General features: G+C 69.3%; 15 protein-coding genes. 7 read left to right on the top strand and 8 right to left on the bottom strand.

Going from position 1 to position 14,122, the window contains the following annotated elements:
• Positions 1–19: 19 nt before the first annotated feature.
• Together Amac_RS02805 and Amac_RS02800 are read left to right on the top strand one after the other, a co-directional pair.
• A complete protein-coding gene (locus tag Amac_RS02805; RefSeq protein ID WP_155352673.1) occupies positions 20–658 on the top strand; it encodes an MOSC domain-containing protein in 639 nt (212 codons plus the stop codon).
• Positions 659–777: 119 nt separating this feature from the next.
• Positions 778–1,767: a methyltransferase gene (locus Amac_RS02800; protein WP_155352672.1), complete on the top strand. Its 990-nt coding sequence runs from the start codon at positions 778–780 to the stop codon at positions 1,765–1,767.
• Positions 1,768–1,966: 199 nt separating this feature from the next.
• On the opposite strand, the gene Amac_RS02795 is transcribed toward Amac_RS02800, so the two are convergent.
• Positions 1,967–3,223 carry a hypothetical protein gene (locus Amac_RS02795; protein ID WP_155352671.1) on the bottom strand — a complete coding sequence of 419 codons (1,257 nt, stop codon included), beginning with the start codon at positions 3,221–3,223 and terminating at the stop codon, positions 1,967–1,969.
• Between the two features lie 46 nt (positions 3,224–3,269).
• On the bottom strand, positions 3,270–3,560 hold the full coding sequence (locus Amac_RS02790) for a PadR family transcriptional regulator (protein ID WP_218040846.1): 291 nt from the start codon (positions 3,558–3,560) through the stop codon (positions 3,270–3,272).
• Between the two features lie 180 nt (positions 3,561–3,740).
• On the opposite strand from Amac_RS02790, the gene Amac_RS02785 reads away from it, so the two are divergent.
• A complete protein-coding gene (locus Amac_RS02785) occupies positions 3,741–4,517 on the top strand; it encodes an alpha/beta fold hydrolase (protein ID WP_170322268.1) in 777 nt (258 codons plus the stop codon).
• A gap of 169 nt (positions 4,518–4,686) precedes the next feature.
• Here Amac_RS02785 and Amac_RS02780 read toward each other — a convergent pair whose 3' ends face one another.
• Positions 4,687–5,958: a glycoside hydrolase family 18 protein gene (locus Amac_RS02780; protein ID WP_155352668.1), complete on the bottom strand. Its 1,272-nt coding sequence runs from the start codon at positions 5,956–5,958 to the stop codon at positions 4,687–4,689.
• Between the two features lie 135 nt (positions 5,959–6,093).
• Here Amac_RS02780 and hemW point away from each other — a divergent pair, with 135 nt between their 5' ends.
• Positions 6,094–7,311, top strand: coding sequence for a radical SAM family heme chaperone HemW (hemW, locus tag Amac_RS02775; protein WP_155352667.1), 1,218 nt, complete (start codon positions 6,094–6,096; stop codon positions 7,309–7,311).
• A gap of 5 nt (positions 7,312–7,316) precedes the next feature.
• Here the strand turns inward: hemW and Amac_RS53480 are convergent, their stop codons facing one another.
• The 3 genes from Amac_RS53480 to Amac_RS02760 all read right to left on the bottom strand — a co-directional run bounded on the left by Amac_RS53480 (position 7,317) and on the right by Amac_RS02760 (position 9,502).
• Positions 7,317–7,676 carry a DUF4870 domain-containing protein gene (locus Amac_RS53480; protein WP_170322267.1) on the bottom strand — a complete coding sequence of 120 codons (360 nt, stop codon included), beginning with the start codon at positions 7,674–7,676 and terminating at the stop codon, positions 7,317–7,319.
• A 361-nt stretch (positions 7,677–8,037) separates the two neighbouring features.
• Entirely contained in the window at positions 8,038–8,859 is an 822-nt protein-coding gene (locus tag Amac_RS02765; protein WP_155352665.1) for a DUF3097 domain-containing protein, read from the bottom strand.
• Between the two features lie 10 nt (positions 8,860–8,869).
• Complete coding sequence (locus Amac_RS02760; RefSeq protein ID WP_155352664.1) at positions 8,870–9,502, bottom strand: hypothetical protein; 633 nt, start codon at positions 9,500–9,502, stop codon at positions 8,870–8,872.
• A gap of 141 nt (positions 9,503–9,643) precedes the next feature.
• On the opposite strand from Amac_RS02760, the gene hrcA reads away from it, so the two are divergent.
• The 3 genes from hrcA to Amac_RS02745 are packed head-to-tail and all read left to right on the top strand — an operon-like array spanning position 9,644 to position 12,540.
• Positions 9,644–10,657 carry a heat-inducible transcriptional repressor HrcA gene (gene hrcA / locus Amac_RS02755; RefSeq protein WP_155352663.1) on the top strand — a complete coding sequence of 338 codons (1,014 nt, stop codon included), beginning with the start codon at positions 9,644–9,646 and terminating at the stop codon, positions 10,655–10,657.
• Positions 10,658–11,791 carry a molecular chaperone DnaJ gene (gene dnaJ, locus Amac_RS02750; RefSeq protein WP_155352662.1) on the top strand — a complete coding sequence of 378 codons (1,134 nt, stop codon included), beginning with the start codon at positions 10,658–10,660 and terminating at the stop codon, positions 11,789–11,791.
• A gap of 23 nt (positions 11,792–11,814) precedes the next feature.
• A complete protein-coding gene (locus tag Amac_RS02745) occupies positions 11,815–12,540 on the top strand; it encodes a 16S rRNA (uracil(1498)-N(3))-methyltransferase (protein WP_155352661.1) in 726 nt (241 codons plus the stop codon).
• A 205-nt stretch (positions 12,541–12,745) separates the two neighbouring features.
• Here Amac_RS02745 and Amac_RS02740 read toward each other — a convergent pair whose 3' ends face one another.
• Together Amac_RS02740 and Amac_RS02735 are read right to left on the bottom strand one after the other, a co-directional pair.
• Complete coding sequence (locus Amac_RS02740; protein WP_155352660.1) at positions 12,746–13,423, bottom strand: hypothetical protein; 678 nt, start codon at positions 13,421–13,423, stop codon at positions 12,746–12,748.
• Positions 13,420–13,899 carry a SigE family RNA polymerase sigma factor gene (locus tag Amac_RS02735; RefSeq protein ID WP_155338116.1) on the bottom strand — a complete coding sequence of 160 codons (480 nt, stop codon included), beginning with the start codon at positions 13,897–13,899 and terminating at the stop codon, positions 13,420–13,422. The genes Amac_RS02740 and Amac_RS02735 overlap by 4 nt, the downstream gene beginning before the upstream one ends.
• Between the last annotated feature and the right edge of the window lie 223 nt (positions 13,900–14,122).

Below are 14,122 nucleotides of genomic sequence, written 5' to 3'. Positions count from 1 at the left end.
GAGCCGGTAGCGTCTTTGTATGTACATACTCTCCGTGAATGTCGGGCGGGCGGTTGACGCCGAGTGGGCGGGCAATCTGAAGCGGACGGCGATCGACAAACGTTCGATTGAGGGCCGGGTCGCGGTGATGGTCAATGGGCTCGGTGGGGATCAGCGGGCCGACATGGTGGCGCACGGGTCTCCTGATCAGGCTGTCTATGCGTACGCGCGGGAGGATTACGACTGGTGGGAGCCGCAGTTGGGGCGCGAGCTGCGGAATGGGAGGTTCGGGGAGAACCTGACCACGTCGGGTGTTGATCTGGGTCAGGCCATGCTGGGGGAGCGGTGGCGAGTGGGCACGGCTGTGCTTGAGGTGACTGCTCCGCGCATTCCGTGTGTGGTGTTCCGGAACTGGCTCGATGAACAAGGCTGGATCAAGCGGTTCACCGCCGCCGCGCGTCCCGGGACGTACTTCCGGGTTGTCGAACTGGGGGAGTTGGGTGCCGGAGACGACATCGAGGTCCTGTCCCGGCCGCACGACAGCGTCACGATCACGGAGGCATTCCACGCCTATCACGGCAGCCGCGACTTGATGCGCAGAATCCTGTCCTTCCCCAGCCACGCCTCGGCCTGGGATCGCGTGGCAGAACGCGTCCTCAAGGGCGAGATCAACCAATAGAACCCACCGACGAAGCCGGGACCTCGGCGGTCTAGTACGTGGGATTAATTGAGTGGAGGTGGTGGAGGAGGTTTGGTTAGAGTCCTTGCTCTTTGCTCAGATCGCGAAGGGAGATCCTCATGGGCGACGACGCCCCCAACGTGTGGATTCAGGCCGACATCGTGACTCCGATGGCCATCCGGGTGGCGGCCACGCTGCGGATCGCCGACCACATCACGCAGGGCATCACGACCGCCGCCGAGCTCGCCAAAGTCACGGACACCGACCAGGACGCGCTGGAGCGTCTGCTTCTTCATCTCGTCACCGCTCGCATCCTGACCCGCGACCAAGACCATTACGCCTTGACCCCGGGCGGGGAGACCCTTCGCGACGACCATCCCGAGGGGCTGCGCCCGATGCTGGACGTGACGAGCATGATCGGGCGGGCCGATCTCGCCTTCATCCACCTGCTGCACAGCATCCGCACCGGAGAGCCGTCCTTCGCCCGCCAATACGGCCGCCCCTTCTGGGAGGACGTCGCCGCCGACCCCACCCGCCTGGCCGAATACGACATCCAGATGGGCGTGGACGTCTCCGGCGACGCTCCGTACATCGTGGCGGGATTCGACTGGGGCTCGCTCACCCACATCATGGACGTCGGCGGTGGCAACGGCACCCTGCTCACCGCCATCCTCAACGCCTACCCCACCCTCCGGGGCACCGTCTTCGACCAGCCGGACACCGCGGCGGCCGCCCACGAAACCCTCACCCGGGCAGCCCTGACCGACCGGGCCGACACCATCGGCGGCAGCTTCTTCGACCCTCTCCCCAAGGGCCCCGACGGCTACCTCCTCTCGGCCGTCATCCACGACTGGGACGACCCCTCCGCCATCGCCATCCTCCGCCGCTGCGCCGAGGCCGCCACCCCTGACGCCTCCGTCTTTGTCATCGAGAAAATAGGCGCCGACGGCGAATCCCTCCGCACCGGCATGGACCTCCGCGTCCTCGTCTACATGGCCGGCAAGGAACGCACCACAACCCAGCTGACCACCCTCGCCAACACCGCCGGCCTCACCCTCACCGCCGTCCACCCCGCAGGCGACCTCTCCATCCTCCAATTCACGTGCTGACCCACCCTTGAACAACGCCGATCGGGCTGCTCTGGAGCCGCTGCTTCCGGCGCAGCCCGCTCATGGCGATCAGTGGCGTGACCACCGGCAAAGTCGTCAACGCGATCTGCGGGATCAAGATCTGGGCCCGCGCGTCGGCACGTCCCCGGCTGCGAAGCCGCTGCCGCTTGGGCTGCCGGAGCTGGGCTGTAGATCGGCGTCAGCGGGCCGTGGTCGTGGCGTGGTCGGGGTTGTCGGCGCGCAGGCGTCCGAGTGCCGTGCCGAGGGTCGCGCCGCCGACCGCACCCATCGTCCAGAAGGCGATCATGCCGACGAGGAATTCCGGACGCAGGACGTCGAGGACCGCCGATTGCCACGTCGGGGGTACGGCGTCGCCGGTGCTCAGGTAACCGGCCTTCTCGTGTGCCCAGACCACGGCCTCGGGAATGCCGACGGCGAGCACCGCCACCAGGGCGGCGAGCCCGGCCAGGGCTCCGGCGCGCAGCCCTGAGCCGAAGGATCGGTTGCGCCAGGCCGTGGTGAGCGCGACGGCGAGCAGCAGGACGCTGGGGACGGCCATCCAGAAGCCGAGCACGCCGCCCCGGCCGTGCTCCAGCGACCAGCGCGAGGCGGCGAACGACACAGCTGCCACGACGACCGCCACCCCGGCGGCCCGTACCCACGCGCCGGGCGGTTGCCCGTACCGCAGCGCTGTCCACACCCCGCCGAGGGCGAACCCGCGGCGCTCGGCCGGTGGGTCGATCGCCGCGAGCTCGGACCGGAGCGCGGTACCCCACGCGGACCGGCTCTCGGGCAGGTCGGCGGTGGCCAGGTCGAGCAGGAGCTGCCAGACGTCGCGTACCCCGTGCCGACGGCCCGCGGTCTCGGTGCGGGAGCCGAGCGCCGCTCCGAGGACGGGCCACGGCAGTGCCCAGATCAGCGCGCCAAGGAAAACCTCGAACGGTACGAGCAGGTCGCCGTCGGCGAGGTTCGCGACGATCGGGAATGTGTCGGGCTCCGCCAGGTAGGCGGCGCGCAGCGGTAGATGCGCGGACGCGGTGCCGGCGGCGACGGCGATGAGGGTGAGCAGCCCGGCGACGGTTCCGGCTACGAAGCCGCGGGCACGGGCCACGGCGGCCGCGGCCAGGCCGGCGAGCGCGGCGCACCCGACCGCCGCGAGCAGTCCGAGCACGATGGCCAGCAGCGCCATGTCGAAGCCCCAGCGCGGGCCGTACGTGACCGTGGCGAGATAGGCGCGCTCCAGGCCGGCAGTGAGCACCCCGGCGGCAGCGGTGACAGCGATCAGTCCCGGCCACACGGGGCGTCCGATGCTGTCCCGCAACGCGGCGCGGGTGCGGGCGGCGAGAGTGCCCGCACCACCCTGGCGTACGGCGTCGCGCAGCCGGACCGTGAGCACCACGATCGCGAGCAGGGGCGCCGGTGCGAGCACCACCAGGAAGAGGAGGAGTAGGAGCATCTAGGGCCTCCGAACGGCAGGGGCGGCCGGGGTCGAGGGGTCGCGGTCAGGTGGTTCTGGGCGTGAGCCGGACCGCGTCCGGGGCGGGTGCGCCTTCGCCGGCCCGCACCGACGCGGCAACGGTGCGCGCGAGCTCGGCGCCCGCGGTGGTGAGCCGGTACAGATGCCGGGCCGGTCGCCCGCGCGGCGGGTCGGCCTCCCAGCAGGTCTCCACCTGCCCGCGCTCGGTGAGGCGGATGAGGATCGGGTAGACCGTGCCTGCCTTCAGGCCGAGGGCGCGGCACAGGTCGTAGCCGTGGCTCCAGTCCGCGCCTGTCTCGGCGAGGGCGCTGAGCACAGCCGCGGTCTGCGGGGAGGGTCGTCGTGCGCGTGACTCTAATATCTACCTAGATAGAGTTAATACGCAAGACCTCCCGTGCGGAGGCGGCACCGGGAAGGGCGGGGTAGTCCTCACCACGGTGACGATGAGGTGGACCGATGGTCAATCTGATCGGGCGGATGTGCCAGCATGTCCGGTATGGCGATCTTTGTCCAAGAGGCAGGCCCAGTAGGCGCACCGGTGGTGGTGCTTTTGCACGGGGTGGGCACCAGCGGCTGGATGTGGACCAAGCAGGTCTCCGAACTGGCCGCGGACACGCATGTCCTGGTCCCCGATCTGCCAGGGCACGGGGAGAGTAACGCGCACGCGTGGATCTCGATTGCCGACACCGCTCGCCTGGTGGCCGAGGTGATCGCCGCACGGGCGCCGGAGGGTAAAGCGCACGTCGTGGGGCTCTCCCTGGGTGGTTACGTCGGCGTGCAGCTGGCTGCCACCGCCCCCGAGGTGGTGGCCAGTGCCATCGTGAGCGGGGTGAATGTCCTGCCATTCCCCAATCCAGGCAGGATGCGGCTCATGGGCACGCTGATAGCCCCGGTCATGAAGTGGGGACCGGTGCTGCGGGCCAACGCCCGCGCGCTCAACGTCCCTCCGGAGGATATCGACGGCTACCAGAGCGCCGCGCGGGCCACCACGCGGCAAGCGTTCCGCAAGGTCAGCGACGAAGCCCTCGGTTTCCGGCTGCCGGCCCAGGCCAAGGAGTCCCGCTGTCCGGTCCTCGCGGTGGCCGGCGAAACCGAGCACGATCTCATCAAACGCTCCCTGGCCGAGATCGCGGCCGCGTTTCCGGCGGGTGAGGCATGCCTGGCCCCTGGGGTGGGCCATGCCTGGAACGGCGAAAAGCCCGGACTGTTCACGGCCATGATCCGTGCCAGGATCACGGGTGCTCCGCTACCCGAAGAACTCATCCCGGCGTGATCGATCACCGTGTGGGCGGCGCACCGGCGGCAAGAGCGGTGACTCCAATCTGGTTTGCCACCGGGAGGTAGCCAGCTGACGTTGACGCGCCCGGCCGAGGGACCCGGCCGGGCGCGTCGATTGCATAGTGGTCTTGGGCGGCCTTGTCGACCGCCCGGAACCGTGGGGGTTAGCGGAGGACGGTATAGAGGGCCTTGGTTAGGGAGGCCTTGTTGTCGTCCTGGTCGATGGACCACATCATGGAGCCGCCGAGGCCCTTGAGGCGGATGTAGGCCGCCTTTTCGAGGAGGACGGCCGGGTCGTCGTAGGACCAGAACTCGTTGCCGTCGTAGAGCCAGAGGGTGCCGGTGAGCAGGTCGCGGTAGCGCTTGCCGGGCTTGTTGACCAGGTCCTTGTAGTCTTCGGTGCCGGGCGCCCACTTGCCGGGCGCGGGGCCGGTGGCGGGCTTCCAGAGGCCGTTGCCCCCTGCGGTCACGCCGGTCCAGCCCTGGCCGTACGCGGGGATGCCCACCACGATCTTGCGCTTGGGGGCGCCGCGGGAGATGTAGTCGCGGACGGTCTGGTCCACGCTGTACTTGACCGGGTTCGGGTCTTTCCTGTCGGTGAACAGGTTGCCGTTGTGGCCGGTCTGGGGCTCCCAGGTGCCGTGCAGGTCGTACCCCTGGATGGTGGCGAAGTCGAGGTAGCTGAAGACCTTCTGGACCTCGAAGCCGGCGTCGATCTTCGCGGCGGCGGCCGGGAGGAAGGCGGTGAGCTCGTCGTTGCGGTCGTAGGCCTTCATCTGGCGGCGGAGCTCGGCCAGGAAGAGGGTGAAGTTCTGCTTGTCCTCGGGGCGGATCACGTTGCCGGCGTTGCCGTCGGAGCCGGGCCACTCCCAGTCGAGGTCGATGCCGTCGAAGACGCCCGCGCCCGCGCCGGGGGCCGAGCCGGGCAGGTTGCCCTTGAGCCACAGGTCGATGCAGGAGGCGGCCAGCTTGGAGCGCCCAGCGGGGGTGAGGACGGCATCGGAGAAGTACGCGGAGCCGGTCCAGCCGCCCAGCGAGATCAGGACCTTGAGCTTCGGATACTTGGCCTTCAGCTTCTTGAGCTGGTTCATGTTGCCCTGCAGCACGCCGGTGCCGTCGTCGGCGACACCGTCCACGCTCTGCTCGGCGGGCACGCCGCGCTGCCAGTCGGCCCACGGGTCGGCCGAGTAGCAGTCACCTTGCTGGTTGACGAAGCCGAACGCGTAGTTGATGTGGGTGAGCTTGGCGGCGGCGCCGCTGGTGTCCACGTCCTTGACGTGGAAGTTCCGTCCGTAGATGCCCCACTGGATGAAGTAGGCCACCCGCTTGAACTGGGAATCGTGCGTACGCGTCTGCGCCTGCGCCGGGGGTGCGAGCGCCACCCCTAAGAGGCCGGCGACGGCGGCGGCGAGCAGAGGGCGAAGAAGTCTCGTCACAGGTGTCTCCGCTGGTGAAAGGAGAAACTTATAGGAAAGTTTCCTTTAAGTTTCTGGGATCATAGAATCCCCTGACCGCCGCGTCAATGACGCTCAGTGGTCTGAGCAGGGAGGCGGGCGCGGCAGACTGGGGGAATGCCTTCCGTGCTGCCTGATGGCGACCCCGTGCCGGAATCCGGCGAGCTGCCGGGCGGCGCGCTCGCGACGCTCGGGGAGCGGCCGTTCGGGTTCTACGTGCACATCCCGTTCTGCGTGACCCGCTGCGGGTACTGCGACTTCAACACCTACACGGCCGCCGAACTGGGGCCGGGCGCGTCCCACCAGGACTACGCGGACACCGCGATCGACGAGGTACGGCTGGCGCGGCGCGTGCTCGGCGACACCGCGCTTCCGGTGCGGACCGTCTTCTTCGGCGGCGGCACGCCCACGCTGCTGGCCGCTGACGACCTTGTCCGGATATTGCGGGTGATCGACGCGGAGTTCGGGCTCGCGGCCGGGGCCGAGGTCACCACGGAGGCCAATCCGGAGTCGGTCGGGCCGCGTTCGCTGGAGACGCTGCGGGCGGGTGGGTTCACCCGGGTGAGCTTCGGGATGCAGAGCGCGCGGGAGCACGTGCTGCGGGTGCTCGACCGGCGGCACACGCCGGGGCGGGCGGCGCAAGCCGTACAGGAGGCCAAGGAGGCCGGGTTCGCGCACGTCAACCTGGATCTGATCTACAGCACGCCGGGGGAGAGCGACGACGACTGGCGGGCGTCGCTGGAGGCGGCGATCGAGGCCGGGCCCGATCATGTGTCCGCGTATTCGCTGATCGTCGAGGACGGGACCAAGCTGGCCGCCCGCATCCGCCGGGGCGAGCTGCCGATGCCCGACGACGACGTGGCCGCCGACCGCTACCTCATCGCCGACGAGCTGCTGTCCAAAGCCGGGTACGGCTGGTACGAGGTCTCCAACTGGGCGACCTCAGCAGCCGGGCAATGCCGGCACAACCTGCTCTACTGGACGGGCGGCGACTGGTGGGGCGTCGGCCCTGGCGCGCACAGCCACGTCGGCGGCACCCGCTGGTGGAACGTCAAACACCCCGCCGCGTACGCCTCCCGCCTGGCCGCCCGCAAATCCCCTGCCCACGCCCGCGAGATCCTCACAACCGACGACCGCGCGATCGAACGCGTCATGCTCGAACTCCGCCTGTCGTCCGGTTTCCCGCTCGCCGACTTCACTCCCCGAGTACGGCCCGCCCTGGCCCAGGCACTGGCAGACGGCCTGTTGGAGGTCGACGCCTTCAAAGCGGGCAAGGCCGTCCTCACCCTCCCCGGCCGCCTGCTGGCGGACGCCCTCATCCGCGACCTGACCTGACCGGGTCAGCTGACGAAGCGAATGATCGCCGGGTAGCGGAACGGCTGGCCCTTGCTGGCGGCTATCGAACCGGATACTCCGAGGACGATGTTGATGATCGCGATCGCGAGGAGGAGGAAGAAGCCGATCAGGACGATCATCAGGATGACGGACGCGATCGACGCGATGAGCAGCGTGAGGTGGAAGTTGAGCGCCTCCGCCGCGTGATCGCGAACGTAGGCCGATTCGTCCTTCCTGGTGGAGTAGATGATCAGCGGGCCGATGAACGTGGTCAGCAGGCCGAGCAGGTGGGCGAGCATGGCCATCGTCGTGTCGTCACTGCCTGGGCGGGGTCCGTACCGGCCGGGGACGTGTGGCGGACGCATCCCGTATCCACCTGGATATCCAGGAACGCCGTATCTGGGTCCGGGAGGCCCGACATGTCCGGCAGGCGGGTAACCGGGCGGCGGGAAGCCAGGAGGCGGGTAATTGGGCGGCGGGTAGGCAGAAGGTGGGTAGGCCTGCGCCGGGTAACCGGAATGTGGGTGTCCGGGCGGCGGGCCGTACTGGGGCGGAGAAGGAGATTTGCTGGGGCGGTGGCCGCTTGGCTGGGTGGGCGGTTCGGGGCGCGACGGTGGCTGCCAGGGGCGCTCGAACGGCTCGTCCGAGGGGTTTCCGGGAGATTCGGCCATAGGGTCCTCCAGGGATTCGAACTAGAGCAAATGGGAGAACCCGGAGCGGTGATCTTTAAGGTAGCCCGTCTTCATCATGGACCGTGACGAAGTCAATTAATTCTTCCACGCGGGCCAGCAACTCCGGCTCCAAATCCGCATATGTCGACACCCGTCCAAGAATGTGACGCCAGGCTTCCGCCGGATCGCGCCGCCAGCCGAGAGCGGCGATGACGCCTTCCTTCCACGGCACCCCACGCGGCACGACCGGCCAGGCCGCGATCCCGGCCACGGACGGCTTGATCGCCTGCCAGATGTCCACATACGGATGCCCCACGACCAGCACGTCGGCCCCCGCGACCTGAGCGGCGATGCGGCTCTCCTTGGACCCCGGCACCAGATGATCGACCAGAACCCCGAGCCGCCGCCCGGGCTCCGGGCCGAACTCCGCGACGATCTCCGGCAGGTGGTCGACCCCTTCCAGGTATTCGACCACCACCCCCTCCACCCGCAGGTCGTGCCCCCAGATCTTCTCGACCAGCGAGGCGTCGTGCACGCCCTCGACGTAGATCCGGCTCTCCCGCGCGACCCGGGCCCGCAGCCCCTCGACCGCGATCGACCCGGACGCGCTGCGCCGCGGGCCGGACGAGGAGCCGGACGGCCGCACCAGCGTCACCGGCTTGCCGTCCAGCAGGAACGCGGCGGGGGCGAGCGGAAAGAGCCGCCGCCGCCCGTGCCGGTCCTCCAGCGTGACGGCCTCCTTGTCGCAGGCCACCACGGCCCCGCAGAACCCCCCGTCCGCGTCCTCGACGACCAGGTCGAGTTCTGCGGGGATCTGCGGGATCTTGCCCCGCAGTGGCCGTCGCCAGTCTTCGGAGAGCACGTCCCGCTCGTACATGCCGAGAAAACTAGTACATCGACTGCCGCTTGCGGGCGCCGCTGCGCTTGACCAGCACCACGATGGTCACCACCACCGCGAACAGGAACCCGAGGATGGGCAGCGCGAGCATCGCCAAGCCGCCGCCCACGGTCGCGGCGGCCTCCCCGGAGGCCAGTTCCTTGCCGACGCCGAACTTGACGCCCTCGCCGACGCAGTTGACCTGGTACTGCCCGGCGGCCGGAACGCCCACCTTGAAGAGCAGTTCCCAATTGTCGCCATTCACCGTCAAATTTTGTGAAACGGTCGGCTGGGTCAGGGTTGGCTTCTGGCTGGGGTCGGCGCCCTGCACCTGGCACTCGACATCGGTGGCCTGGTTGGCGGCGGCCCAGATCGCGGGCTTGTCGGCCGGGTTGAGCTGGACCGTGACGGTCTCTCCGCTGGAGAGGGTCGTCGTCGGCGCGGCGTCGTTGATAGTGGAGAAGATGGATCCGGCGAATCCGGCGATACCCACGACGAGTAAGACCAGGAACAGGACCCAGGAGAGCACGATCCACAGCACTCGGGGCCGGATCGGGGGCCGCGGGGCGGCATACGGGGGCGGCGGAGCGCCGTACTGGCCGTAGTTCTGCTGGCCGTAATTTTGACTGTAGGGAGAACTCATAACACCAAAGTGTGGGGGTTCCCACTTGTGGGACGTTTGCAGTCGACTTGGTCTTCTTGCCCGGCTGCTGTTATCGCACCCTGGAGGCGCTGGCCGTACACTTGGCACTCGGGACAATCGAGTGCCAGGGGAGGTGAGCACGTGGTTGACGACCGGAAGCTGGCGGTGCTACGCGCCATCGTCGAGGACTATGTGTCCACCAACGAGCCGGTGGGCTCCAAGGCGCTGGCCGATCGCCACAACCTGGGTGTCTCGCCCGCCACCATCCGTAACGATATGGCCGCTCTGGAGGAGCAAGGCTACATTCACCAGCCGCACACGAGCGCCGGGCGGGTGCCCACCGACAAGGGCTATCGGCTGTTCGTGGACCGGCTGTCCCAGGTGAAACCGCTGACCGGGGCCGAGCGCCGGGCGATCGAGACGTTCCTGGCCGGCGCCATCGACCTGGACGAGATCGTGACCCGCACCGTGCGGCTGCTGGCGCAGCTCACCAGGCAGGTCGCGGTGGTGCAGTATCCGTCGCTGACCAGGTCCACGGTCCGGCATGTGGAGATCGTTCCGCTGGCCGACCGCCGGGTCATGCTGGTGCTGATCACCAACACCGGCCGGGTCGAGCAGCGGGTGGTCGACCTGCCCGACGCGATCGGCGACGATCGGGTGGCCCACCTGCGAGCGGTGCTGAACGCCTCGCTGGACGGCTGCGGCCTGTCCAACGTGCCGGACAGGGTGGCCGACCTGCCCGACCGGCTGTCGGCGGAGGACCGCCCCGTCGCGGTCACGCTGCTGTCGGTCATCCTGGAAACACTGGTCGAGCGGCATGAAGAGAAGATCGTCTTCGCCGGGGCGGCCAACCTCGCGGCGGCCGACTTCAGCGTGGGCCTCCGCGACGTGCTGGAGGCTTTGGAGGAACAGGTCGTGCTGATGCGCCTGCTGGGCGAGACCGGCGACCTGTCCGAGCTGACCGTCCGGATCGGCTCGGAGAATCCGTACACGGGGCTGCGCGGCACATCGTTCGTCGCCGCGGGATACGGTGCGGGCGACAAGGAACTGGCCCGGCTCGGAGTGCTGGGCCCGACGCGAATGGACTATCCGGTGACGATGGGTGCGGTGCGCGCCGTGGCGCGTTATGTCGGCCAGATCCTGGCGGGGTCATAAGTGGCCAAGGACTATTACGCGACCCTCGGGGTGCGCCGGGACGCCAGCCAGGACGAGATCAAGAAAGCCTACCGGCGGCTGGCGCGCGAGCTCCATCCGGACGTCAACCCCGATCCGCAGACGCAGGAGCGGTTCAAGGAGATCACGCAGGCCTACGAGGTCCTGTCGGATCCGCAGAAGCGCCAGATGCACGATCTGGGCGGCGACCCGTTCGGCGGCGGCGGTGGCGCGGGCGCCGGCGGCTTCGGCCAGGGCTTCCCCTTCAGCGACATCATGGACGCCTTTTTCGGTACGGCGTCCGCCTCCCGCGGCCCCCGGTCCCGGGCCCGCCGCGGGCGCAACGCCACCATCCGGGTCGAACTGGACCTGGCCGAGTCGGGCTTCGGCACCACCCGCGAGCTGGTGGTCGACACCGCCGTGCTCTGCGAGGTCTGCCAGGGCTCCGGCGCGGCCGCCGGAACCCATCCCGACACGTGCGACATGTGCCATGGCCGGGGTGAGGTCTCGCAGGTGACACGCTCGTTCCTGGGCCAGGTCATGACCTCGCGGCCGTGCCCCCAGTGCGGCGGGTATGGCAGCGTGATCCGGCATCCGTGCCAGGAGTGCTCGGGCGACGGGCGCGTTCGCACCCGCCGTACGATCAAGGTCAGGATCCCGGCGGGCGTGGAGGACGGCACCCACATCCAGCTGGCCGGGGAAGGCGAGATCGGGCCGGGCGGCGGGCCGCCCGGAGACCTGTTCCTGGAGATCGTCGAGCGGCCGCACGCCATCTTCGAGCGGCGCGGCGACGACCTGCACTGCACGGTGCAGATCCCGATGACCGCCGCCGCCCTGGGCACCTCGCTCAGCATGGAGACCCTGGACGGCACCGAGGAGATCGACGTCCGCCCGGGCACCCAGTCCGGCCAGGTCATCCCGCTGTACGGCCGGGGCGTGCAGCGCCTCAACGAGACCGGCCGCGGCGACCTGCTGATCCACGTCAACGTGGAGACGCCGCTCAAACTCGACGCCCAGCAGGAGGAGCTGCTCCGGGAGCTGTCCCGGCTGCGCAACGAGGAACGCCCGCCCGGCAAGTTCACCCCCGGCCAGCAGGGCTTCTTCTCCCGCCTGAAGGACGCGTTCAACGGCCGCTGAGACACGATGCGGGGGTGATGGTCATGACTGTGCCCGTGTTCCTGCACGACCTGGGTGCCCGCTCGCGCATCCTGCTCGACGGCCCGGAAGGGCGGCATGCCGCGTCGGTACGGCGCCTGCGCGCGGGCGAACGCGTCGACCTGACCGATGGCGCGGGCGCCGTGGCCGAATGTGTGGTCGCGGAGGCGCGCAAGGACGCCCTCGATCTGGACGTCCTGCGCCGCTACGACGTGCCCGCGCCCGAGCCGCGGCTGGTCGTCGTGCAGGGCCTGCCCAAGGGCGACCGGGGCGAGCTGGCGGTGGAGACGATGACCGAGGCCGGGGTGGACGAGATCGTCCCGTGGGCGGCCGGGCGTTGTGTCACCCAGTGGAAGGGTGAGCGCGGGGAGAAAACACTGGCGCGGTGGCGTTCGACCGCGCGGGAGGCCGCCAAGCAGGCGCGTCGCTTTCATCTGCCGGAGATCGCTGACCAGGCGAGCACCACCCGGGTCGCCGCCTTGCTCGCGGACGCCGCCCTAGCCGTCGTCCTGCACGAGGAGGCGGCGGAGCCGTTGAGCCGCGTGGATCTGCCGGAGAAGGGCGACATCGTTCTTGTGGTCGGCCCGGAGGGCGGCATCACCGACGACGAAATCGCGAAATTTCGGGCGGCGGGTGCGACGCCGGCCCTGCTCGGCCCCACAGTGTTGCGCACCTCGACGGCAGGCGTCGCCGCAGCAGCCGTCCTCCTGGCCCGAACCGGGCGCTGGTAACAGCCCGTCCTCGTCGAGGACGGCCCAGAGGCGTGTCGAGGACGGCCCAGAAGCGTCGAGAGGGAGCCTCGAAGAGGGCCGGAAGGGGAAGCCCGGGAGGGGAAACTCGGAGCGGCGCCGGGGGCAGCGTGCGTGCCGCCCCCGGAGTGAGCCGTTCCGGATTAAGTCCGGACTTATGTGGCCTGTGGGCCGGGCCGGATCTGACTTATGTGGTAGAGGCCAGACCTGAGGCCGACTCTGTGGCGGGACCGCTGCTGACCAGCGGGGTGGGTGTGGTCGAGCACCCGTCCCCCGAACAGCCGCTCGGCGTCGGGCTCGGCGACGGTGTGGGCGTCTCCGACGGGCTCGGCTTCGGGCTGGGGGTGTTCGGCGCGGGCGTCTCGTCCGGCGGGCAGTCCTCGTCGTTGGTGGGCTCGGGCTCCACGACAGTGGGCGTCGTGGTCGGGGAGGCGCACGGGTCGGGTGTGGCGGCCGCGGGCGTCGGGGACGGGGGAGCGGTCGCGGTGGACTGCGCGGGAACCTCGCCCGGGACGCTGGGCGTCGCCGGGAGAATGGTAAGGGGAGCCGTCGGCGGTGGCGGCGGTGGCTGGTTGGTGGCGCCGATCTCGGGTACCTGGCCCGATTCGTTGCCGGTGGTCAGGTTGGTCTCCACCTGCTCGCGAAGGCCGGGGACGACCATGACGACGGTGCCCGCCACCAGGGCGGCGGCGGCCACCGAGGCGCCGATCCGCCACCAGAAGATGTTGCGCAGACCGTTGAAGCCACGGTTCTCGATGCGCTGCCTGATGATGTTCAGGCCTTCCGGAGACGGCACGACCGAGTCCGCCTCCGCGCGCATTGCACGGCGGAGCAGATCGCCGTACTCGTCGGGGGGGATGGTCATGAGAACTTCTCCAGTACCTGCCGTAGTGCGGCCATGCCGCGCGCCGTGTGACTCTTCACCGCACCCTTGCTGATGCCCATCGCGCTGGCGATGTCGGCCTCGGAGAGATCGCCGTAGTAACGCAGCACCAAGGCCTCACGCTGCCGGGTGGGCAGGCCGCGTAACGCCTCGATGACCGCGGTGCGTTCGAGCTCGCCGATCGCGCCGTTCTCCGCGCTCGGCGCGTCCGGCAAGCCCTTGGGGGCGTACTTCTCGACGACGGCGCGATGACGCAGCACGGAGCGCGATCGGTTGACGACCGACTGGCGCAGGTAAGCGAGTGCCTTGTCGGGGTCGCGCAGTCTGCGCCAGGCGCCATGAAGGGCGACGAACGCGTCCTGGACGACCTCCTCGGCGCTGGCCACATCGCGGACCAGCAACACTGCGAGACGCACAAGTGACCGATAGTGCGCGCTATAGAGCGCCGTTACGGCCATGTCGGCATCCCACCCGACGGGCACCGCTCCCAGCGACCTTTCGGCCACGAGGGTCTCGGTGGTCACATCAGTAGGACGCTCGTCCTTGCCCGAGGGTTTACGCTCTTCCGAATCTTTAGGGGGCATGGCCCAGTTGTGTCCTCGCCCGACACGGGGGTTTAGTTGACGGTGCAGTGTCGCACATAAACCCTATCCGGGCGGATCTTCCCGCGGGACCATCACG

Source organism: Acrocarpospora macrocephala (genome assembly GCF_009687865.1).
In the GTDB taxonomy this organism is placed as follows: Bacteria; Actinomycetota; Actinomycetes; order Streptosporangiales; family Streptosporangiaceae; genus Acrocarpospora; species Acrocarpospora macrocephala.
The sequence above is the reverse complement of the archived record's forward strand: the minus strand, read 5'-3'. Positions and strand labels throughout refer to the sequence as shown.

Coding starts and splice junctions, on each gene's coding strand:
- Amac_RS53480 (WP_170322267.1), bottom strand. CDS start 7,676: ATGCGTCCGCCACACGTCCCCGGCCGGTACGGACCCCGCCCAGGCAGT.
- Amac_RS02785 (WP_170322268.1), top strand. CDS start 3,741: ATGGCGATCTTTGTCCAAGAGGCAGGCCCAGTAGGCGCACCGGTGGTG.
- Amac_RS02800 (WP_155352672.1), top strand. CDS start 778: ATGGGCGACGACGCCCCCAACGTGTGGATTCAGGCCGACATCGTGACT.
- hemW (WP_155352667.1), top strand. CDS start 6,094: ATGCCTTCCGTGCTGCCTGATGGCGACCCCGTGCCGGAATCCGGCGAG.
- Amac_RS02735 (WP_155338116.1), bottom strand. CDS start 13,899: ATGGCCGTAACGGCGCTCTATAGCGCGCACTATCGGTCACTTGTGCGT.
- Amac_RS02805 (WP_155352673.1), top strand. CDS start 20: ATGTACATACTCTCCGTGAATGTCGGGCGGGCGGTTGACGCCGAGTGG.
- Amac_RS02740 (WP_155352660.1), bottom strand. CDS start 13,423: ATGACCATCCCCCCCGACGAGTACGGCGATCTGCTCCGCCGTGCAATG.
- Amac_RS02795 (WP_155352671.1), bottom strand. CDS start 3,223: ATGCTCCTACTCCTCCTCTTCCTGGTGGTGCTCGCACCGGCGCCCCTG.
- Amac_RS02765 (WP_155352665.1), bottom strand. CDS start 8,859: ATGTACGAGCGGGACGTGCTCTCCGAAGACTGGCGACGGCCACTGCGG.
- Amac_RS02745 (WP_155352661.1), top strand. CDS start 11,815: ATGACTGTGCCCGTGTTCCTGCACGACCTGGGTGCCCGCTCGCGCATC.
- Amac_RS02760 (WP_155352664.1), bottom strand. CDS start 9,502: ATGAGTTCTCCCTACAGTCAAAATTACGGCCAGCAGAACTACGGCCAG.